Source organism: Allorhizobium sp. Av2 (assembly GCF_021462805.2).
GTDB classification, from domain to species: domain Bacteria; phylum Pseudomonadota; class Alphaproteobacteria; order Rhizobiales; family Rhizobiaceae; genus Allorhizobium; species Allorhizobium vitis_G.
Genome location: NZ_CP192697.1, coordinates 70,800 through 91,990 on the forward strand (window position 1 = coordinate 70,800; position 21,191 = coordinate 91,990).

Annotated in this window: 17 protein-coding genes and 1 other annotated feature; of the genes, 9 read left to right on the plus strand and 8 right to left on the minus strand. The window is 56.5% G+C overall.

Annotated features, from left to right (window positions below; genetic code table 11):
* Window positions 1-142 precede the first annotated feature (142 nt).
* Window positions 143-1,591, minus strand: a complete 1,449-nt coding sequence (locus FS819_RS18390; protein WP_156549792.1) for an aldehyde dehydrogenase — start codon at window positions 1,589-1,591, stop codon at window positions 143-145.
* A gap of 79 nt (window positions 1,592-1,670) precedes the next feature.
* Complete coding sequence (locus FS819_RS18395; protein WP_156549794.1) at window positions 1,671-3,197, minus strand: aldehyde dehydrogenase; 1,527 nt, start codon at window positions 3,195-3,197, stop codon at window positions 1,671-1,673.
* A 219-nt stretch (window positions 3,198-3,416) separates the two neighbouring features.
* Between FS819_RS18395 and FS819_RS18400 the strand changes: the two genes are divergently transcribed.
* Entirely contained in the window at window positions 3,417-4,316 is a 900-nt protein-coding gene (locus FS819_RS18400) for a helix-turn-helix transcriptional regulator (RefSeq protein ID WP_156549795.1), read from the plus strand.
* A 137-nt stretch (window positions 4,317-4,453) separates the two neighbouring features.
* On the opposite strand, the gene FS819_RS18405 is transcribed toward FS819_RS18400, so the two are convergent.
* The 5 genes from FS819_RS18405 to FS819_RS18425 form a co-directional block, all read right to left on the minus strand.
* The gene (locus FS819_RS18405) at window positions 4,454-5,179 is read right to left on the minus strand and encodes a ribonuclease activity regulator RraA (protein ID WP_156549798.1); all 726 of its coding nucleotides are present in this window, start codon (window positions 5,177-5,179) and stop codon (window positions 4,454-4,456) included.
* 17 nt (window positions 5,180-5,196) lie between these two features.
* A complete protein-coding gene (gene araD, locus FS819_RS18410; RefSeq protein ID WP_156549800.1) occupies window positions 5,197-6,933 on the minus strand; it encodes an L-arabinonate dehydratase in 1,737 nt (578 codons plus the stop codon).
* A gap of 43 nt (window positions 6,934-6,976) precedes the next feature.
* Window positions 6,977-7,846, minus strand: a complete 870-nt coding sequence (locus FS819_RS18415) for an ABC transporter permease (protein ID WP_156549802.1) — start codon at window positions 7,844-7,846, stop codon at window positions 6,977-6,979.
* Window positions 7,847-7,850: 4 nt separating this feature from the next.
* The gene (locus tag FS819_RS18420; protein WP_197434128.1) at window positions 7,851-8,666 is read right to left on the minus strand and encodes an ABC transporter ATP-binding protein; all 816 of its coding nucleotides are present in this window, start codon (window positions 8,664-8,666) and stop codon (window positions 7,851-7,853) included.
* Window positions 8,667-8,838: 172 nt separating this feature from the next.
* The gene (locus tag FS819_RS18425; RefSeq protein WP_156549803.1) at window positions 8,839-9,843 is read right to left on the minus strand and encodes an ABC transporter substrate-binding protein; all 1,005 of its coding nucleotides are present in this window, start codon (window positions 9,841-9,843) and stop codon (window positions 8,839-8,841) included.
* Window positions 9,844-10,073: 230 nt separating this feature from the next.
* Between FS819_RS18425 and FS819_RS18430 the strand changes: the two genes are divergently transcribed.
* From FS819_RS18430 to FS819_RS18465, 8 genes are all read left to right on the plus strand, one after another.
* On the plus strand, window positions 10,074-10,778 hold the full coding sequence (locus FS819_RS18430; protein ID WP_156549805.1) for a GntR family transcriptional regulator: 705 nt from the start codon (window positions 10,074-10,076) through the stop codon (window positions 10,776-10,778).
* Window positions 10,779-11,195: 417 nt separating this feature from the next.
* Window positions 11,196-12,479, plus strand: a complete 1,284-nt coding sequence (locus tag FS819_RS18435; RefSeq protein WP_156549807.1) for an acyl-CoA dehydrogenase family protein — start codon at window positions 11,196-11,198, stop codon at window positions 12,477-12,479.
* A gap of 70 nt (window positions 12,480-12,549) precedes the next feature.
* Window positions 12,550-13,149 carry a nitroreductase family protein gene (locus FS819_RS18440; RefSeq protein ID WP_234624697.1) on the plus strand — a complete coding sequence of 200 codons (600 nt, stop codon included), beginning with the start codon at window positions 12,550-12,552 and terminating at the stop codon, window positions 13,147-13,149.
* A 114-nt stretch (window positions 13,150-13,263) separates the two neighbouring features.
* Window positions 13,264-13,659 carry a nuclear transport factor 2 family protein gene (locus FS819_RS18445; protein ID WP_156549809.1) on the plus strand — a complete coding sequence of 132 codons (396 nt, stop codon included), beginning with the start codon at window positions 13,264-13,266 and terminating at the stop codon, window positions 13,657-13,659.
* Between the two features lie 142 nt (window positions 13,660-13,801).
* Window positions 13,802-13,854: a sequence feature (sul1 is cis-regulatory element that is thought to sense ions involved in sulfur or methionine metabolism; They are found in Alphaproteobacteria), on the plus strand.
* Between the two features lie 215 nt (window positions 13,855-14,069).
* Window positions 14,070-15,326, plus strand: coding sequence for a cyclopropane fatty acid synthase (locus tag FS819_RS18450; RefSeq protein WP_197434129.1), 1,257 nt, complete (start codon window positions 14,070-14,072; stop codon window positions 15,324-15,326).
* A 94-nt stretch (window positions 15,327-15,420) separates the two neighbouring features.
* Window positions 15,421-16,911 carry a SulP family inorganic anion transporter gene (locus FS819_RS18455; RefSeq protein WP_156549811.1) on the plus strand — a complete coding sequence of 497 codons (1,491 nt, stop codon included), beginning with the start codon at window positions 15,421-15,423 and terminating at the stop codon, window positions 16,909-16,911.
* An 11-nt stretch (window positions 16,912-16,922) separates the two neighbouring features.
* Window positions 16,923-17,777 carry a universal stress protein gene (locus FS819_RS18460; RefSeq protein WP_156549813.1) on the plus strand — a complete coding sequence of 285 codons (855 nt, stop codon included), beginning with the start codon at window positions 16,923-16,925 and terminating at the stop codon, window positions 17,775-17,777.
* Between the two features lie 106 nt (window positions 17,778-17,883).
* A complete protein-coding gene (locus FS819_RS18465; protein WP_156549815.1) occupies window positions 17,884-19,086 on the plus strand; it encodes an MFS transporter in 1,203 nt (400 codons plus the stop codon).
* 169 nt (window positions 19,087-19,255) lie between these two features.
* Here FS819_RS18465 and FS819_RS18470 read toward each other — a convergent pair whose 3' ends face one another.
* A complete protein-coding gene (locus FS819_RS18470) occupies window positions 19,256-21,034 on the minus strand; it encodes a tetratricopeptide repeat protein (RefSeq protein ID WP_156549817.1) in 1,779 nt (592 codons plus the stop codon).
* Window positions 21,035-21,191 lie beyond the last annotated feature (157 nt).

Sequence of the window (21,191 nt, forward strand, 5' to 3'; positions counted from 1 at the left end):
TACCAAGTCTCTGACATGCTGACGCATCCTCGACTTGAAGAATTGAAAATATCTCAAATGCGTCAGAGGCTTGAGATATTTTCAAACGGAATACGAAGAGTCATTTTCAATGAATCTTCGTATTATCATTCAATCCAACAGATCAGAACGGGTAATGCTGGTTCGGATCTTCGATGGTGATCCAGCGCAGGTCGGTGAATTCGTTGATCGCCGCCTTGCCGCCAAACCGACCGAAACCGGAGTTTTTCACCCCACCAAACGGCATTTGTGCCTCATCGGCAACGGTCGGGCCGTTGATATGGCAAATGCCGGCTTCGATACGGGCCGCAATCGCCAGGGCGCGCTGGATATCGCGGCTGAAAACCGCTGAGGACAGGCCATATTCGCTATCATTGGCGATGCGGATGGCCTCTTCCTCGTCCTTGACCCGGATGACCGGTTTTACGGGGCCGAAGCTCTCTTCGTCAAAGCTGCGCATTCCAGCCTTGACGTGGTCGAGAAGCGTTGCTTCTACCACGCTGCCGGTGACCTTGCCGCCAGCGGCGAGGGTTGCGCCCTTGCCGACGGCATCATCGATGAATTCCTGCATTTTGATGGCGGCCTGAGGATTGACCAGGGAGCCCAGCACGACATGGCCGCGCGGATCGCCAGCTGGAAGCGAGGCTGCCCGGGCGGCCAGCTTTGCCACGAATTCGTCGGCGACCTTTTCATGGACAATCAACCGCTCCGTGGACATGCAGATCTGGCCCATGTTCATGTAGCAGCCAAACACCGCCGCATTGACGGCAGCGTCAATATCGGCATCCTCAAGCACCAGGAAGGGTGCTTTTCCGCCGAGTTCAAGCAGGGCGGGCTTGAGGTGGCGACCACACAATTCGCCGATGATGCGTCCGACCTTGGTCGAACCGGTGAAATTAACGCGGCGTATTTCCGGTGCGCTGACCAGCGCTTCCACCACCTGGGCGGCATCTTCGGGCGCATTGGTTATGACGTTGATGACGCCATCCGGCAGGCCTGCTTCCACAAGCACCTGGCCGATCAGGACATGGACGCCGGGGCAGGCTTCTGATGCCTTCAGGATGACGCTGTTGCCGCAGGCGATCGCCATGGCAATGGCGCGTGTGCCCAAAATGATTGGTGCATTCCAGGGCGCAATGCCAAGGCAGACGCCTGCTGCCTGGCGCACCGCCATGGACAATGTACCGGGCTTGTCTGAGGGGATGACTTCGCCCTGGATCTGGCTGGTCATGCTGGCGGCTTCCCGCAATACGCCAGCGGCAAGCATGGTGTTGAAGCCGGCCCAGGGACCGGTCGCACCGGTTTCCGTGATCATCAGCGCGGTGAAGTCTGCCGCTTTCGAAGCCATGATGTCGGCTGCTTTCAGCAGCAGTGCACGCCTTTCGCCGGGGCCAGTGCGTGACCAGGCAGGGAAGGCCGCCTGGGCTGCGGTAATTGCTGCCTTGACATCGTCCAGGCTAGAGGCCGGGGCGCGGGAAGCAATCTCGCCATTGAATGGATCGATCCGGTCGAACGTTTTGCCCGACAAGGCTCCAACTTTCTTGCCACCAATGATTTGCTGGATTTCGTGCATGTCTTCTTCCTCCACTTGTGTGCGACCCTTGTCGCAGTCTTTGTTGGTTCGGTTGCTGCATTATGCGGGAGTTGTGCGTTCAGATCGGATAATCTGCCGGGCCTGAGGCAAGGCTCACCCACCGCAATTCGGTAAACTCGTCCAGCGCCGCCTCGCCGCCGAACCGGCCATAGCCGGAGGCCTTGACGCCTCCGAACGGCATGGACGGATCGTCGGCCACAGTGGCGCAGTTGATATGGAGAATGCCGGTTTCCACCCGCCGTGCGACGTCGAGGGCGCGGTGCAGGTCGCGGCTGAATACTGCGCCGGATAAGCCGTATTCGCAATCATTGGCAACTGTCACGGCCTCGTCGGCGTCAGTGACGCGAATAATCGACACGACCGGTCCGAAACTTTCTTCACGATAGAGCCGCATGCCGGGAAGGACATGATCGACAACAGTCGCATCCATCAACGTGTCGTGAACGCGTCCGCCTGCCAGAACATGCGCGCCCCTGGCAACGGCATCATCGATCATGCTGGCAATTCTCCGGCCGGATTCTACCGAGATCAATGAACCAAGTGGTGTCAGGCCGAGGGCCGGATCACCGGCCTTGATCGTTTTCGCTTTGCTGACGAACAGCGACAGAAACTCATCGGCGATAGCATCGATGAGAATGATCCGCTCGGTGGACATGCAGATCTGACCCTGATTGAAAAAAGCCCCGAAGGCTGCGGCGCGGACGGCCTGTTCGAGATCGGCATCATCAAGCACGATCAGCGGCGCTTTGCCGCCAAGTTCCAGCAGGCAGCGCTTTAAATGGCGGGCGGCGATTTGCGCAACGATCTTGCCGACTCGAGTCGAGCCGGTGAAATTGACCCGGCGAACAACGGGGTGGGCAATCAGGGTCTCGACAATCGCCGCTGCATCGGCAGGCGCATTAGAGATGATATTCAAAACGCCATCGGGCAGACCGGCTTGCTGGAGCAGATCACCCAACAAACGCTGCGTGGCTGGCGCCAATTCCGAGCTTTTCAGGATCACGCAATTGCCGCAGGCCAGTGCCAAGGCAAACGAGCGAACGGCAAGCAGGATTGGTGCGTTCCAAGGCGAGATCGCGAGGCAAACGCCAGCTGGCTGCCGCAATGAAAAGGACGTGCCAACGACCAAATCATCCGGGCAAATCGTTCCCGGCACATGCACGGCCATGGCGGCGGCATCCTGAAAGATCTTTGCGCCATAGTCGATGTTGAATCGGCACCAATCAAGGGTGGCTCCCGTTTCGGCCATCATTGTGCGGGTGAAGATCTCGGTCGCTTCGATCAGCAGGGCGGCCGCCTGTTCCAGAATAGTCTGGCGCATGGCGCAAGGTGATGTTGACCACTCCGGAAAGGCAGCAGCGGCGGCAAGCGCCGCATCTTCGGCATCTGCAAGACTTGCGGCGGCAGCCACAGTGACGATCTGCGCGCTCAGAGGATTGGCTCTGGTAAAGACCTTGTCTCCTTGCGCATCGACGGACTTTCCGCCGATCAGCAGGGATGAAGCAAACGGCGTGGGGTTGCCATTTGCCATCTCCATCCAGTGCAGGCTGGACTTTTCAGGTGCTGCGGACCGCTCCATGGCCATATGCAATGCCTCCTCCCAAAGGCCTGTTCCCGACAGCGTTTTCACCATTGATCCGAAACAGCTTGTTTCAGGCTGTTTTTCTGGAATTCTTCATGGTGAGAAAATGCGTCAGACATGTATTGCGAGCAACTCTAACGATTTGCATGGAAAGAAGAATGTAGATATCTGGGTTCTGATTGTCGATTTCTGGTCAATTGCCGCAATTTGGAGACTGTCCCAATGGTGGAGGAATTCGCGCTGATGCGGCGGGTCTGGGGGCAGAGCCTGGAGCCAACGCTTTCACAACGTACACTCGGCATCGGCAACCATCCCTATCGTTGGTTTACCCATCTGATCTTCATTCGGCTGGGTACGGTCAGGCTTGGCGCGGGCGACACGGCTGGGATGCTGCAAGGCCCGTGCCTGCTGCTGCTACCGTCTTCGGAACTGGTAAGGCTGCGCCTTTCTGCTGGCTCCTGCGGCCATGTTATCGGCGCGGCCATGGATATTATCGGGGATGCCATCGGGGATTATCCGGAATCCCAGCCTATTAGACTGTTCATCGCAACGACAACGATCATGACAGGACTGTCGCCGCAGCAGGCAAGCGGACTGGAACAGCACATGCGTGGCCTCATCGACGAGTTGAACCGGGATGGACAGCCTTCGCATATGGTGGTGTCAGCCTATCTTCGGCTGTTGATCAACTGGGTCTGGCGCCACACCATGCCTTCCGGGCCAGCCGCATCGCTCTCTTCCGGCGGCGCTGCGCCCATCCTGCATCAATTCCGGCAATTGGTGGAGGCGGACTATCGTCATCACCGGCCTGTTGCTGATTATGCCGCTCGCCTGGGGATCTCGACCGACCGTTTGCATGCGCTTTGCCGCAAACATCTCGGCCGCGCGCCGATTGAGCTTGTGCATGAGCGGTTGGCGCAGGAGGGCCGTATCCGGCTGGAGCGCTCCGATAGCAGTGCACGCGACATTTCAGAAGCGCTGGGCTTTCGCGATCCGGCGCATTTCAGCCATTTTTTCAAACGGAAAACCGGCCTTTCCCCGGCAGCCTATCGGCGCATGGTCCGGCAATCATCAGTAAATCCCGGTCTTGGTACCAATATGGACTATCACGACTGGCCCTGATTTCAGCGTTGTTGGGCGGCTTGCTTGAATTACATCTACAGAGAATTTCAGCGTTTAACGGAAACGCTGAAATGCTATATATCCCTGTTGTCGTTTGTCTTTCGGGAAAGCGGGTTCTACTTTTCCCTCAAAAAACTTCAGCGCCCATGTTCCTTGCGCCAAGCCTCGTATTTATGCTGATGTTCGTCTTTCGTGCAGGGATAAAGGCCGATGATCACCTCCCCCGCCTTGACCTGTTCCAGGACGAAATCCTCGTAGCTTTCCATATCGGTGCATTCGTCGGCCAATTCGTCCGCCAGATGGGCGGGAATGACCATGACACCATCGCGGTCGCCAACCAGCACATCGCCGGGAAATACCGCCACATCGCCGCAGGAGATCGGCACGTTGATATCGATGGCTTCATGCAGCGTCAGATTGGTGGGCGCCGATGGTTTTGCATAATAGGCGGGCATGTCGAGGGCACCAATCCCTTCCGCATCACGAAAACCGCCATCTGAAACGACGCCCGCTGCTCCACGCAACGCCAGACGGGTGATCAGGATCGAGCCGGCGGTGGCGGCACGGGTGTCCTTGCGCGCGTCCATCACCAGCACATGGCCGGGAGGGCAAATTTCCATGGCGACACGTTGTGGATGCTTCTGATCTCGGAAAACGGTGATCGGATTGCGGTCCTCGCGCGCCACGATATAGCGCAGCGTAAACGCCTGGCCGATCATGGTTTCGGCCTTTGGCGCCACCGGCACGACGCCTTGAATGAACTGGTTGCGCAGGCCGCGTTTAAACAACGCGGTGGCAATCGATGCGGTCGAGATCTTCTTGTATTTGGCGCGGGTCGCGTCGCTCAGCACATAGTCTGTCATCGTAGGTCCTTTTTTGCTTAATAGATATCCGGCTCACCAGCCGATTTGCCGAAGCCGGTTTCAAGGAAATCGAAATCGCAGCCCTTATCGGCCTGCGTCACATGGCGGGAGAACATCCAGCCATAGCCGCGTTGAAAATGCGGTTCCGGTGCCGTCCATGCCGCCTTGCGGCGGGAGAGCTCCGCTTCATCGACCAGCATGTCGAGGCTGCGATTGGGAAGATCCAGCCGCACGATGTCGCCGGTCCGCAGCAGTGCCAGCGGACCACCGATATAGCTCTCCGGCGAGACATGCAGCACGCAGGCGCCGTAGGATGTGCCGGACATGCGGGCATCCGAAATCCGCAGCATGTCGCGGTGGCCTTGCTTGATCAGCGCCTTGGGGATCGGCAGCATGCCCCATTCGGGAAAGCCCGGTCCTCCCAGCGGCCCGGCATTGCGCAGCACCAGAACATGATCGGGGGTCACGTCAAGATGTTCATCGTCGATGGCCTTCTTCATCTCTGGATAGCTGTCAAACACCAGGGCCGGTCCTTGATGAACGTAAAATTTCGGATCGCAGGCCGCCGGTTTGATGACCGCGCCGGTCGGGCAGAGATTGCCCCGCAAGACGGCGAGCGAGCCTTGGTGATAGACCGGATTGGACAGCGGCCGGATGACATCGTCGTTATAAACCTCCGCGCCCTCAAGGTTTTCGCCCATGGTTTTCCCGGTGACGGTCATGGCTGAAAGGTCAAGCCGTTCTTCGAGCTGCTTCATCAAGGCGCGCAGGCCGCCCGCATAGAAGAAATCCTCCATCAGGTAATCCTTGCCCGATGGGCGGACATTGGCGATCAACGGTGTGACGCGGCCCAGCGCATCGAGGTCGTCGAGGGTGAGATCGACACCGGCACGGCGGGCCATGGCAATCAGGTGGACGACGGCATTGGTGGAACAGCCGGTGGCCATGGCGACGATAGCGGCGTTGCGGCAGGCGGCGTCGGTGATGATCTGGTCCGGTGTCAGGTCTTCCCAGACCATCTCGACGATGCGGCGGCCACAGGACGCCGACATGCGCTGGTGATTGGCATCGACCGCGGGGATCGAGGAGGCGCCGGGCAGAGTCAGGCCCATGGCATCGGCGATTGCCGTCATGGTCGAGGCCGTACCCATGGTCATGCAGGTGCCTGCGGAACGGGCGATACCGCCTTGAATGCCCAGCCATTCCGCATCGGAAATATGACCGGCCCGCCGCTCGTCCCAATATTTCCAGGCATCCGAACCGGAACCCAGGATCTTGCCGGCATAATTGCCGCGCAGCATTGGGCCGGCTGGGAGGTAAATCATTGGCACGCCAGCCGAAATCGCGCCCATCACCAGACCGGGCGTGGTCTTGTCGCAGCCGCCCATCAACACCACGCCGTCGAGCGGATGCGAGCGGATCATTTCTTCCGTCTCCATCGCCAGCATGTTGCGGTAGAGCATGGAGGTTGGCTTGGTGAAGCTTTCATCGACGGACAGTGACGGCATCTGGACCGGAAAGCCACCGGCCTGGGTGACGCCGCGCTTCACGTCCTGCACCCTCTCCTTGAAATGGGCGTGGCAGGTGTTGAGTTCGGACCAGGTGTCGAGGATGCCGATCACCGGTTTGTCGCGGAAATCCTCTTCCGCGTAGCCGAGCTGCATCATCCGGGATCGGTGACCGAAACTGCGCAGATCGTCGGGGGCGAACCAGCGGGCGCTGCGCAGCGTTTCAGGCGTTTTCTTGCTTGTCATGGAACTGACCTTCTGCGGGGGCGAAAGTGGAATACGGCAAGTGCTATTCCTTCATGCCCCATTTCTGGATTGTGTGGCGCTCGATCGTCTGGAAGACCAGATTTTCGACGATCAGGCCGATAATGATGACGGTCAGCAGGCCTGCAAACACTGCGGGAATATCCAGCAGATTGCGGTTTTCGAAGATGAACCAGCCAAGGCCGCCCTGTCCCGAGGAGACACCGAACACCAGTTCGGCAGCTATCAACGTGCGCCAGGCAAAGGCCCAGCCGATTTTCAAGCCGGTGAGGATCGAAGGAAAGGCCGCCGGAACCAGGATGCGCAGCACATAGGAAATACCCGTCAGGCCGTAATTGGCGCCGACCATGCGCAAGGTGCGCGACACGCCAAGAAAGCCGGAATGCGTGTTGAGCGCCACGGCCCATAGGACCGAATGAACCAGCACGAAGACTAGGCTGGAGGCACCGAGCCCGAACCAGATCAACGCCAAAGGCAGCAGCGAAATGGCTGGCAGCGGGTTGAACATCGCTGTCATGGTTTCCAGAAAATCGGTGCCGATGCGGGTATTGATGGCAAGCACCGTTAGCAGCGCGGCAAGCACCGTGCCGACCACATAGCCCATGAACAGGACTTGCAGCGTCGTCCAGATGCGGGCGGGCAGGGTGCCGTCGGCAAAGCGATCAGTCAGCGTCACCAATGTGTCGCTCAAGGTGGGAAACAGCAGCGGATTGTCGAGAAAGGAGGCATAGACCTGCCAGATAATGGCCAGAACCACGATCAGCAGCGTCTTTCGCAAGGCACTGATGCCCCACAGCGTTTCAAAGACGCTCAGTTTCTGTTCGACCTGCTTGATATTGTCATAGGGCTTGGCCGCTGCGACATCGGCGGCAAGGATGATGTTGGGGGACAGCATGGTTCTATTCCTTGTGACCGGGTTCGTTGGAGAACAGCAGATTATGGATATCGCGCTCCAAAGCTGCGGCACTGCCATCCGCCTGGCTCACCTTGTCGACATCGACGACCTCGGCCTTCACGCGCCCCGGATGCGGCGACAGCAGCAGGATGCGGTTGGAAATCTTGATCGCTTCAGCAATCGAATGGGTGACGAAGATCACGGTGAATTTGGTGTCTTCCCAAAGCTGAAGCAATTCGTCCTGCATCTGCCGGCGGGTCAGCGCGTCGAGTGCGGCGAAAGGCTCGTCCATCAACAGGATATCCGGCTGCATGGCCATGCCGCGTGCAATCGCTACGCGCTGCTTCATGCCGCCTGACAGCGTATGAGGGTAGCTATTAACGGCCCTGGTCAGCTTGACCTTGTCGATATAATGGCGGGCCAGCGCCTCGGCTTCTGGCCTGGGCATTTTACGCGCGACGAGAAGCGGGAACATCACGTTTTCCAGCACGGTCTTCCAGGGCATCAGCTGGTCGAACTCCTGGAACACCATCATCCGGTCCGGTCCGGGAGCTTTCACCTGGCGGCCATTGATATGGATCGTGCCGGTTACCGGCGTCATATAACCGCCAACGGCTTTCAGCAGCGTCGACTTGCCACAGCCGGACGGCCCGAGCAGTACGAAGCGGTCGGATTCCCGCACGTCGAAACTGACATCCTCGGTGGCGGTAATCAGCAGATTGGGTGTCTTGTAACGCAGCGTGACGCGATCAACGTAAAGAAGCGGCGCTTTTTCGGGGGCCGGCGCAAGGCGCTCAGCGGCAGCGGTTGCCTGCATCATGATATTCACTCCCTAAGGTCCGTCATGCTCGTAGTGAACCGGACAATTTGTCGATCTCTTTGTTGCCGTTTGCCTTCGGGAAAACCGATTACGACGGTTCCCTGCAAACTCTAGGCCTGCAAACTTTAGGAAAGGGCGGCGGCGCGTAACGCCGCTGCATCGCGCGATAGGGTCAATTGCCGTTGAGATAAGCGCTGTCGGGCAGGTAATAATCGGTCCAGGCCTTCGGCATGGATTTGAGTGTGCCGACTTTATGGAGATGTTCGGCAAATTTCATCGTGCCTTGTGGATCGGTGCGCCACTCGTCCATGCCGGGTTCCTTCATCATGACCATCAGGTCATCAAGGCTGGTCTTGTCACCGGACACGGTTTTGTAGGCTTCAAGTGCAGCCTTCGGATCTTTCTTGATAAAGGCGATGGCGTCTTCCGTTGCGACCCGCAATGCCTTGACCAGCTTCGGATTTGCCTCGGCAAAACTGGTCGTGGTGAAGAAGGTTGCCTGGGTCAGTGCTCCCCCAATGATCTCGCGGGAATCCGTGACTTTATGCACGCCCGGCTGCTTCAACTCGACATATTGAAAGGGGGGCGCGGAAAAGTGGTTCTTGACCTCATGCTTTGAATTGGCAATTGCCGCCAGCGCATCCGGATGGCCAAGCTGCACAGTGTTTTTGTCGATTTTTTTGACCTGATCGTCACCATAAAGCTTGGCCGCCGCCATTTGCAGCAGGATCGCCTGGGTCGAGACGCCGACGGTCGGCACGGCGATTTTATCGCCATCCTGGATATCTTTCAGTGTTTTGATGCGTGGGTCGTTGGAGACCATGATTACTGGCTGGGCCGAACTGGTGATAATCCCCTTCACCTTGCCGCGGGTGCGATCCCATAGAAGCAGAAGATTGCCGGTGCCGGTATTGACGACATCGACATTGCCGGCCAGCAGCGCATCAGTCTGCGCGCCGCCGCCGCTGAAGGTCCGCCATTCGACGGTAATACCTTGAAGACCTTCGGCCGCCGCTTGTTTTTCGATCAGCTTCTGGGTCTCCATCACATGGCTTGCGAGGTAAAGAATCCCAGGCTGGCGGGTGATGGACAGGGTGGTTTTCTCCTGTGCCTGGCTTGGACAGGCCAGTCCCAAAGCAAGGGCAATGGCGGTCACTCCGCCGATAAAGAAACGCATGATTCTCCTCCCAAGGATGCAGGTTTAACGCTTTGCAGCGGGAAACAGGATCGCTTCATCATGCTCGCCCTTTGTTGCGCATCAGATGTTCCGAAAACCGGTTCCCATTTTTCAATTCGATGTTTGACGCTTGCCGCTCTCTCTCCCAAAGCGGGCAAATGCATTGAAGCACTAAAACATCAGTGCATCAACCCCGAATATGTGCTCTAGTGTTTTTAACGGCGACATGGATGGATGGGTGCATGAACGGAACGATCAGGAGCGGACAATTGGACCGCTCGCGACAGGTGGCATTACAGGTTCATGAAATCCTGCGCGACAGGATCCTGAAGGTGCAATTGGTGCCGGGCACGATCTTGTCGCGCGCCTCGTTGCAACTGGAATTCGGCGTGAGCCAGACACCGGTGCGCGATGCGCTGATGCGCTTGCAGGAAGAGGACATTGTCGAAGTCTATCCGCAATATGCAACGGTCGTTGCCAAGATCGATATCGATCACGCCAGACAGGCGCAGTTCCTTCGGCTATCGATCGAACTCGAAGCGGTCCGACGCCTGACCGAAGAGGCGCCGGACGAGACCGCCAAGGAGTTGGGCGCTATCCTGGCCAGTCAAAAAGAAGTGGCCACGCAAGCGACCTATGACACTTTTGATGGCATAGACCGCGAGTTTCACCGTAAACTTTATGAGAAGAGCGGCATTCTACAGCTATGGGCAAATGTGCGACGACAAAGCGTCCATCTCGACCGGCTGCGGCGTCTCAACCTGCCGATGCCCGGCAAGATGCAGACCGTACTCGAGGATCACGAAGCGATTGTCACAGCAATTGCATCCGGCAATCCCGAGGCAGCTGCCTCGGCGCTTAGAAAACACCTATCGGGTACGCTGTCGATCATCGATCTCATCAGTGCGGAATATCCGGATTATATTCGCAAGTGAACGTTGAGCGGCATTCGTCTCAGTCCTTCGCCAACGCCCAGCCGGTGCTTCACGCTTGGCTGGGCGCTCGACGTCGTCGCTGACCTTTTTGCCAGCACTTGAGAAAATACCCTCATCGCCTCTACAGCGCCGTGCGTTTTATAAAACGCACAAACGGCGCTTAACGCTTTAAATCTCCTGCATTTCGCGATCTGTACCCTGATTGACCGGAGCCGACTGCCCTGATGTCTGCGGCGACGATATGCAATCTATAGGCGTTAAATTTGAGGCCTCAGCTCAATGTTACATGGCATCTGTAACCTCTCGTGACTTTTGCAGGCGGTGGCGAAAGCCCATTAGTCACGCATTAAAACAGGCGACAGCGTTGTTTCAATGAGGATTGAGAGCATCGCATGTCACCGGGTAGGGAGAGAGTCTATGAATTTGGCATCTGCGCCTCGGCATGAGGAAAACGCCCGGCAACCCTACGCAGCTGTGTCTGTTGGCCCAAGCGAGGCAGGACAGATCATGCGCGACAAAGTGCTGGCGCTGGTGCCTTTGATCCGACGCGAAGCCGAAGCCGGTGAGAAATTGGGCGCAATGACGCCTGCGGTCGTCAATGCGCTGAATGAAGTCGGATTTTTCAAAATCACCTTGCCCCGCGAATATGGTGGTTATGGGTTTGGCGCCCGTGACATTGCCGAGGTTGTTGGGGCCGCGGCGACCGGAGATGGCTCGACAGCCTGGTCAGGCTTTGTCTCGGTTGGCCTCAGAAACGCATTTGTTTTTGATGAGCAAACTGTTTCCGAATTGATGGCGGATGCCGGCTCCTGGGTGGGGCCTCTCATGGTTGGCGCATCGGTCTTCTCGCAGATTGTCGGCGATGCAAGATTGGTCGATGGCGGTTTTATGGTCCGCGGCAAGTGGAGCTTCGGCAGCGGGTGCAAACACGCGAAATGGGCATTTGTCGGAATCCAATGGGAAGAGGGGGGCGTTCCCCATCGCGGGATCGCCCTGCTTTCCCGGGACCAGTATGAAATTGTCGACGATTGGCACGTCATGGGTCTTCAGGGTACATCGAGCAATAGTATCACCGCCCTTGATGAAGTTTTTGTACCCACGCGCCGCACGATGGCTTCAGCCGAGATGCCGATCCGCCTCGCGAAAATCCGCAATCGGTTCGAGGGCGTCGGCTATCAGACCGGTGCCTTTGGAATGATGTTGACAGTGACCATTTCCAACGTGGCGATCACGCTTGGTATGGCAAAAGGGTGTTTGCAGGAGTTTTCCCAGCAGGCAAATGCCCGCAAACCGTTCAATCTTCCTTATGACACGGTTGCGCAAACGCCTTCGACCCAGGTTGTTGCCGGACGGGTGAACGCAATGATCAATGCAGCGGAAACACTGATCCATGGTGTGGCCGATGAAGTGGACAGGCGTGCGGCTTCCGGTCTCGATTTCGAGCCGCGTGAAGAGGCTTTGAATACCATGAACCTGGTATTCGCTGCCCGTCTCTGCGCTGATGCTATCGATATGATGCAAATCTGCCTCGGTTCCTCGACGGTCACATTGAAGAATCCTATTCAGCGGTTTGCGCGTGATGCACGCGTTCTTATCTCGCACGGGGCTATCCGTCAGGATCCGGCTGCCGAAATCGCCGGCCGGCACGTGCTGGGCCTGCCACCCTTCAATATGTTCGCGGGCGGTCTTCCGCAAAAATAACAGCGACGAACTCTGCGCATCGGCTGATCGTGGCGCAGTGCTGTGTCAATAGTCCAAGGAGAATACTCAGGTGTCCATCTCTTCAAATAATCGCTCTTCGGATTACGATATCGATCAGATTTTTCTGGATCGCTGGTCTCCTCGGGCGCTTGATCCCCAGGCAATGTCAGAGGAAGATCTGATGACGATTTTGGAGGCGGCTCGTTGGGCGCCGTCCTCATTCAATGCCCAGCCCTGGAGATTCATTTACGCGCAGCGCGATACGCCGGAATGGCAGAATATTTTCGGTCTGCTTGCGCCGATGAACCAGGCATGGGCATCGCGTGCTTCGGTCTTGGTGGTGATTGTTTCTGCAAATACAGCGATCATGCCGATGCAGACCGAGCCGGTTCCCTCTTACAGCCATTCCTTCGACGCTGGCGCTGCCTGGGCCTATCTTGCCCTGCAAGCAACGCGCCTCGGCTGGTATGCTCATGGCATGGCCGGGTTCGACGTTCCACGCAGCTACGAAGTGCTTGGGGTCCCAGACAGCTTTCGGGTTGAAGCCGTCATCGCGATCGGCAGGATCGGAGACAAGAGCCTGTTGCCGCCGCCCCTGCAGGAGCGCGAGCAGCCAAACGGACGCCGTCCGCTCCAGGAAACGGCTATGAAAGGACGTTTCGTCGGCTGAAAGGCTTGTCTCTCTGTCGAATGAGATATGCGCAGCAGCACCAGTCTTGGTCAGCTGCTGCGCATTTAAAATTTTTACCAATCCACTCTCAAATGACATCTATTGGGGTATGCCATGAGCGAAGATCGCGCCACTGCCAACAAACGCCTGGTGCTTGACTTCTTCCGCTGTGTCTTCGAGGCGCGCAACCCGGATGCCGCGCGCGATTTCGTTACCGAGGATTATATCCAGCACACCGATCAACTCCCGAGTGGTTTGGCTGCGCTGGAAGCGTTTGTTCGCAATATTTTTCCCGACGGCCCGGTGCCGACACCACCCCAACTCCAGCATCCGCCGGAATTTATCGTCGCGGAAGGCGACATGGTGGTTTTGTCGGCCGTCATGCCTCAGCCTGATCCCGAGCACCCCGGTGAGATGTGTTTGCGGTATGTTTTCAACGCATTCCGCATCTCTGATGGAAAGCTTGCCGAGCATTGGGGAAGCGCCGGTAAGGTGTATCGATCCGTCTAAGGCCTCGATCCTATCGTTTTCACCGATTGGTCATGACGTGCTGGTTCTCACTGGATACGTTAGCATGCCTGCTCGTGGCCTATAAAAAACAACATATATGTGTCTTGCAATCCGCAGGATTTTGTAGCAGTAATTTCCCTGCATCGGACTCGTTTTGACGAGTGGCTTCTCCGGGCGCCTATCCCCCGGCCACAGTTAACTCAATAACGTCATCTCAGACGTGATGAGCTATCCGTTGATTAAACCCATGAAAATGAAAATTTCTTGATATTTGTTAGAATCGATAGCCGTCTCTACAGAGCGGCTTGATCATGTCTAACGTTATCAGTCTCCACTGATCAGCCCATATATGGGTTTTCAGTTCGATGACGCATGTTTTCAGGGTACGACGACGCATTTCAGGATATTGAATGTCTTCGTTTTTCACTCGTTTCATGTCCCACCACATCAAGGTGGGCAACCTCATTGTCATTACCTGCGATGGTCAACATATGCGTTTTGGAGACGAAAGCGGCAAGCCGATCGTTATCCGTTTCGCAGACCGCGCAACCCAACGCTACATTATGTTCAATCCAGAGCTCGCGCTTGGCGAGGCGTTTATGGACGGCAGGTTGCGCATTGAGCAAGGCACCCTCTATAAACTGCTTGAACTGGTATTTCAGAACACGGGCGTGGATCGCCTGACGGGCGTCGCCCGATTTATGCGCCGGTTCACGCGCTTGATACGGCGTATCCAGCAATATAGTCCTGTCGGGCGCTCAAAGAGCAATGTGGCGCACCATTACGACCTCGATGGCTCGCTCTATCGGTTATTTCTCGATTCAGACAGCCAGTATTCCTGTGCTTATTTCGAGGGGCGGGGCAGTTCACTGGAAGACGCGCAGCTTGCCAAAAAACGGCATCTGGCTGCCAAGCTGTTGATCGAGCCGGAGCATCGTGTTCTCGATATCGGATCAGGATGGGGTGGAATTGGGCTCTATCTGTCCGAGATGACCCAGGCAGACGTCACGGGCGTCACGTTGTCGCAACATCAGCATGCAATTTCGAATGGTCGTGCCAAGGACATTGCATCCTCGCGTCGGCCTCGATTTTTGCTGCAAGATTATCGGGATATCAAGCAACAATTCGATCGGATCGTTTCCGTCGGCATGTTTGAACATGTCGGGATTGGCCATTTCGATGAGTTTTTTGCGAAAATCCGGGCGTTGCTCAAGCCTGACGGGGTGATGCTGTTGCATTCCATCGGCGTATTCGATGGACCCTCTCATACCAATCCCTGGATACAGAAATACATCTTTCCAGGCGGCTATATTCCATCTCTTTCGGAAGTGCTGGCGGCAATCGAACGGCAGGGGCTGGTGGTCTGCGATATCGAAATATTGCGCCTGCACTATGCCGAAACCTTGAAAGCTTGGCGCGAGCGGTTCCTGGCCCGGCGGGACGAAGCGGTGGCCCTTTATGACGAGCGGTTCGCCCGCATGTGGGAATTTTATCTCGCGTCATCGGAGACCGCATTTCGGTATCAAGGGATGATGGTTTTTCAAATTCAGCTGGCGCGCGATCAGTCCGCCGCTCCTCTGCGGCGCGATTACATTCATGCCGCTGAAAGCCGCCTGCGGGAGCTGGAGATCTGCAAGCCCGTTCCGTTGAGCCGTGTCGCCGAATAGGCGCGGGCATTCATCCATTCATCATCACAGCTGCAGGGCATTCAGCGCCCTGCTCAAGATTGGCCGAAATATTTGGCGGTCAGGAGAAATATCATTGTCTAGCAATAGTTTACATCAGGCTCGAACGGAATGGTTCGGCAATATCAAAGGCGATGCGCTGGCTGGCGTCGTTGTGGCCCTGGCGCTTATTCCAGAAGCCATCGCCTTCTCCATCATCGCTGGCGTCGACCCCAAGGTTGGCCTTTATGCGTCCTTCTCCATTTCGGTGCTGATCGCGTTTGTGGGTGGCAGGCCCGGGATGATCTCTGCCGCGACCGCCGCCACCGCCGTGTTGATGATCACGCTGGCCAAAACACACGGCGTCGAATATCTGCTGGCCGCCACCATATTGGCCGGCGTCATCCAGATTATAGCCGGTCTGCTGAAGCTCGGCCGCCTGATGCGTTTCGTGTCGAAGTCCGTCATGACGGGCTTTGTCAATGCATTGGCAATATTGATCTTTATGGCCCAGCTGCCGGAGTTGATCCATGTTCCCGCGCTGACCTATGTCCTGGTGGCTGCGGGTTTGGCAATCATATATCTGTTCCCTTATGTGACGAAGGCCATTCCGTCGCCTCTCGTCTGTATTGTGATATTGACGGCGATTTCGATCTATTTCGGGTTGGATATACGAACTGTTGGCGACATGGGTGAGTTGCCCTCAACATTGCCGTTCCTGCTCCTTCCCAATATCCCTCTGAATATTGAAACCTTTCTGATCATTCTGCCCTATTCTGCGGCAGTTGCCGTTGTCGGCCTGCTCGAAACGCTGATGACCGCTGCCATTGTTGATGACCTGACGGATACGCCGAGCAACAAGAACCGCGAATGCATCGGCCAGGGCGTTGCCAATACGATAACCGGGTTTTTGGGGGGCATGGCAGGCTGCGCGATGATCGGCCAGTCGATGATCAATGTGAAATCCGGTGGGCGCGGCAGATTGTCGAGTTTGTGCGCCGGTGTTTTCCTGCTGTTCGTGATTCTCGTGCTTGGGCAATGGGTGCGTCAAATTCCCATGGCCGCCCTTGTGGCGATCATGATCATGGTGTCCATCGGCACCTTTTCCTGGTCATCGATCCGCAATCTGAAGGATCACCCGCGCTCATCCTCCTTCGTGATGATCGCGACGGTGATCGGCGTCGTCGCCACCCATAATCTGGCCGTCGGTGTCCTGGTTGGCGTGCTGTTATCGGCGGTTTTCTTCGCCTGGAAAATCGCCCAGATATTCCAGATAACCTCGATCCTCTCACCGGATGGCAAAACGCGCACTTACAAGGTCGAAGGTCAAATCTTCTTCGCCTCCGTCGAGGATTTCAACCAGGCATTCGAATTCAAGGAAGCCTTGGAGAACGTCATCATCGACGTATCCCACGCCCATATCTGGGACATATCCAGTGTCGCGGCACTGGATATGATCGTGCTGAAATTCCGCAGGGAGGGAGCCGAGGTATCTATCCTCGGGCTGAACCGGGCAAGCGAGACAATCGTTGACAAGCTCGCAATTCACGACAAGCCCGGCGCCATGGAACGCCTTATGGGCCATTGAGGGAGACAATCATGATCAAGATCATAGGACTGATAGACGGTTCGATATATGCCCAGAGCGTCTGCGATCATATCGTATGGATTGCCGGCCGATCCGAGGTGTCCGTGGACATTCTGCACGTCATTGGCCGTCGGGACCTTTCCACGGAGCCGGTCAATCTCAGCGGCAATATCGGCTTGGGCGCCCGAACGGCGCTTCTGGCGGAACTGGCGGAACTGGACGCGCAAAAAGCAAGAACCGCCCAACACCGTGGACGGCTTTTGCTGGAAGACGCAAAGGCGCGCCTTCAAGCCATGGGGATCGATAGCGTCAACACCATGCTGCGCAATGGCGATCTGGCTGAAACCCTGCAAGAGCTGGAGGAAAGCGCCGACCTGATCGTGATTGGCAAGCGTGGCGAAGGCGCCGATTTTGCGCAATTGCACCTTGGCTCAAATCTCGAACGGGTAGTCCGCTCCAGTCACAAGATGATCGCCATCGCATCACGTGCCTTCAAGCCGATCCACAAAGTGCTGATCGCCTATGACGGCGGCGCAATGGCGATGAAGGCGGTTGACTATATATCAGGAAATCTGATGTTTTCCGGACTTTCTATCAAACTGGTGACGGTGGGGGATGATACGCCGGAAGCCCGTCAAGCCCTTGCTGAAGGTAAGCTTAGGTTTACGGATGTGGGCGTGCCGGTTGAGACCGCCATCGTTGCGGGGCAACCGGATAAGGCGATTTCTGACATTGTCGAGCGTGAGGCATATGACATGCTCATGATGGGCGCCTATAGCCATTCCAGGCTGCGCGCACTTTTCCTCGGGTCAACGACAACGGAAATGATCCGGGCCTGCAAAGTGCCTGTGTTGATTTTCCGCTGATCTCGAATCGAACACTCTCTTCTGTGCGGTTTTTAAAACGCACAGCGCTGTCATGTAACATGCAGGAATTCTGGCTTGCGCCATTGTCCTTGCTTGAAAGTCCAGAATGATCAAAAACTATTGGGAATTTTCCAGCCGCAATTGGCAGCATCTGACATTTGGCGCAATGCTTCTGGCCATTTCCAGCTTCGGCCAAACCTATTTCATTTCGATCTCGGGGGCGCATTTTCGCGAGGCTTTTCGTTTAAGCGACGGCGGCTTGGGGACTGTCTATGCAATAGGCACGTTTTTAAGCGCCCTGACCCTCACCTGGGCCGGACGCCTGATCGACTACACAACGGTAAGAGCGTTCAGTTGGGCCGTGGCCGTTCTGCTGGCTTGCGCATGTGGACTGGTGTCGTTCAGTCCAAATATCTATGTGCTCCTGCTTGCATTCTACCTGCTGCGCCTGGGCGGCCAGGGTTTGATGGTTCATACGGCGCTGACTGCAACAGCCCGCACGTTTCCAGCAGATGCAGGTAAAGCGCTCGGCATAATCGCTCTCGGCATGTCTGTCGCGCAGGCAATTTTTCCACTCGCCGGAGTGATGATGAACGACACGTTCGGTTGGCGTGCATCCTGGGCTATCAACGCGCTCTTTGTCATCGCCGGGGTCGGCGTAGCACTCACGGTCTTGCCAAGGGCGGGCGATCGGCCTTTGCGTCAGCGCAGACCCAAAGGACAAGCTTCAACCGAGCCCCGGCAAACATCCCTGTTGCTCGACCGACGGTTACTGATGACACTGCCAGCTGTTCTGGCTAGCCCCTTCATCGTCACTGGCTTCTTCTTCCATCAAGGCCGTCTGGCCGAGCAGAAACATTGGGACATCGCATGGCTCGCTGCCGGATTTGTGGTCTTTGCCATTGTACAGGCGGTATCCGTCGTGGTGATTGGTCCCGTCATCGACCGTTTTGGGACGAAGCGAATTCTGCCGTATTTTCTGTTGCCGCAAGCCATTGGAATGCTTGCGCTGGGATTGCTTTCATCGTCATGGGTTGCGCTGGTCTATATGGTTCTGATGGGCATATCCTCTGCCTTCGGGTCCACGCTTGCCACCGCCCTTTGGGTCGAGCTTTTTGGAGCCACTGAGTTGGCGCGAGTACGCTCTGCGGTCGAAGCCGGATCCGTTATAGCAAGCGGGGCTTCACCTGTTATCATGGGATTGCTGATTGATGCTGGCTTTCCTTTGTCTTGGCAGGCACTGGCTTGCTGTGTCTACACAGTGCTCGCCTCCATTATCGCAATCGGCGTGCAGCGTGTGAAAGTCTGATCGAAAGGATTTTTATATCAAGGGGTTGTGTATCATTGACGTCTGCTTGAACATGGATCTTGGTGGAGTGCGCCAGTGAGAGGGGCGCAGTGCTATTGCCCCGTCGCAGCATGGCCGTGTTCCTGTGGTTGATAGTTGCTCACACGGCTCTGTTGCCGAGATCCTGGGCTTAATGTGCCAGCTCCATCTGGTGTTGAATTTTTGAAAAGCGGCTGTCACTCCGAATGGGATCGAAAACGGCATTTGCCAGAAACAGCCCTGGTGTGCCTCTTCGTGTTACCGCTAGCTCCAAAGCGCTAATGGCTTCATCACGAGCGCCGAGCCCGAGATGGATCATCGCTTCCGCATGCACAGCCTGGCCTCGCAGATTCGGTGACTGCTTCACTCTGGAAAGAAGACGACCCGCCTCTGATATTTCGCCTGAAAGTCCATAGGCAAGGCCTAGCAGCCCACAGGCCGTGGCATCTTCGGTCATGATGTGTGAGGCAGCGGTAAATTCTTCAATAGCGCTATCAATCTGACCCATATTGAGCTTGGCCTCTCCATAGGTAAGTCGTAACTTAACAAAGCCGGGTTCGGCTTCAAGTGCGTCGCGTGCGACTTTCGCCGCCTCCCTGAAACGGCGGGCTGCATTCAGGGTCAGCGCATAGACATTGGCGACCATGGGAGAATAAGGATCGAGATTGATCGCTTCCTCCGCTATTTGCAGCGCAGAAACGATCTGTCCGCTTTGCAGATAGGTCAATGCAAGCAATATGTAGGGCGAAGGGTCGAGCGGAGTGATAGCAATGGCCCGGCGGCATGCGCGTTCGGTCTGTGGCCAGTCATAAGCGTAGCTCGAAGCCCAACCCAAGATCAGCCAGACGTCGCTGAGGTTGCCATTCAGCGACAAAGCGCTGTGGGCAGAGGCGGCCAGCTTGGGCATCACCCTGGATATCGATCCCGGCGCAAGCGATAAAAACTGTCCTAAAGCTCCAATAAGCCTGCGGTGGGACAATTGATCCAAGGGGTCGTCCGAGATGATTTGTTCATAGCGCAAGACGGCGGCGCGCAGCTCGATCAATCGCTCACGCCGGTTGATGTGGGAGCCGCGCAGAAGCTGGTCGAGAAACCGGTTCTCGTCCGAATCGCCTGGTATGTCCACGGCCTGACCCGCGACGTTGCGTGACAGCGAATCTGAAACCATTTCGCCGATGGCATTGGCTATCAAGGTGGGAGAGGGTCTCTCGGAATTGCGTGGGAAGGAAAACGTTTTGCTTGCCTGAACCAGGCCATCCAGATCGACCATTGTCGTCACGATCCTGATCCATTGCTCATCTGAGCGAATGGCGCAGCGTAATTCCAGCTCTGATCTACTCGCTCCGCCGGGAAGAACCGGGATTATTGAAGAAAGCTTGAAAAGGCTACTGGCAATCTCTTCAAGTAGCCGCCGCGCCAGATGCTGCTCGCTCTCTCCGGCATTGGGTTCGCAGTCCAGATGAATGCCAATCCGGCGCGGAAACTCTTTTATTTCCGCCACGGGCAAGGACGGCTGGGAGGAGAAGATCGGCACGAGTGAGCGGGGCATGAAGGCCACCCTCACGACATCGAAGCGTCCCTCATGTTCGTAGTAGCTTTGCAATCGGTTGCGAAGGCGCCAGGCTTCGGTCCGGACACATGTATCGATCCGCGGATCGAAATGCTCATCTTTGCCAAAGACGTCCTGGGCGATCGCATGTTCGCCAATGGCATTCGCGCGACCTGAGAGCGCCTCCTCGACAAGATACTGTAGCAGCTGCCGGGAGCGCTTTGCCGTTGCGAACGTGTTGCCGTTGCAGAGCTGATCCACAGCCTTGCGGATCTGTCCCGGTGTCGGGCTTGCCAATTCTGTGTCTGCCGTGACCGCCCTTGGCGCAGCGTCACGAGATGATACGCAGATGATCGAAGTCGCACTTGTATTCTTTTCCACCCGGTCTCCTCCCCGTGCTTGTATGCGAATATACTGCTCCCAATCATTCGATAGGCTGATTAAACCTCCCACAACCCTTGATGTCGAATGTAACAGAATTTCTGCGTTTCATTGTAACGCAGAAACTTTCTAAGTCTTTGTTTTTATAAATTTCCAG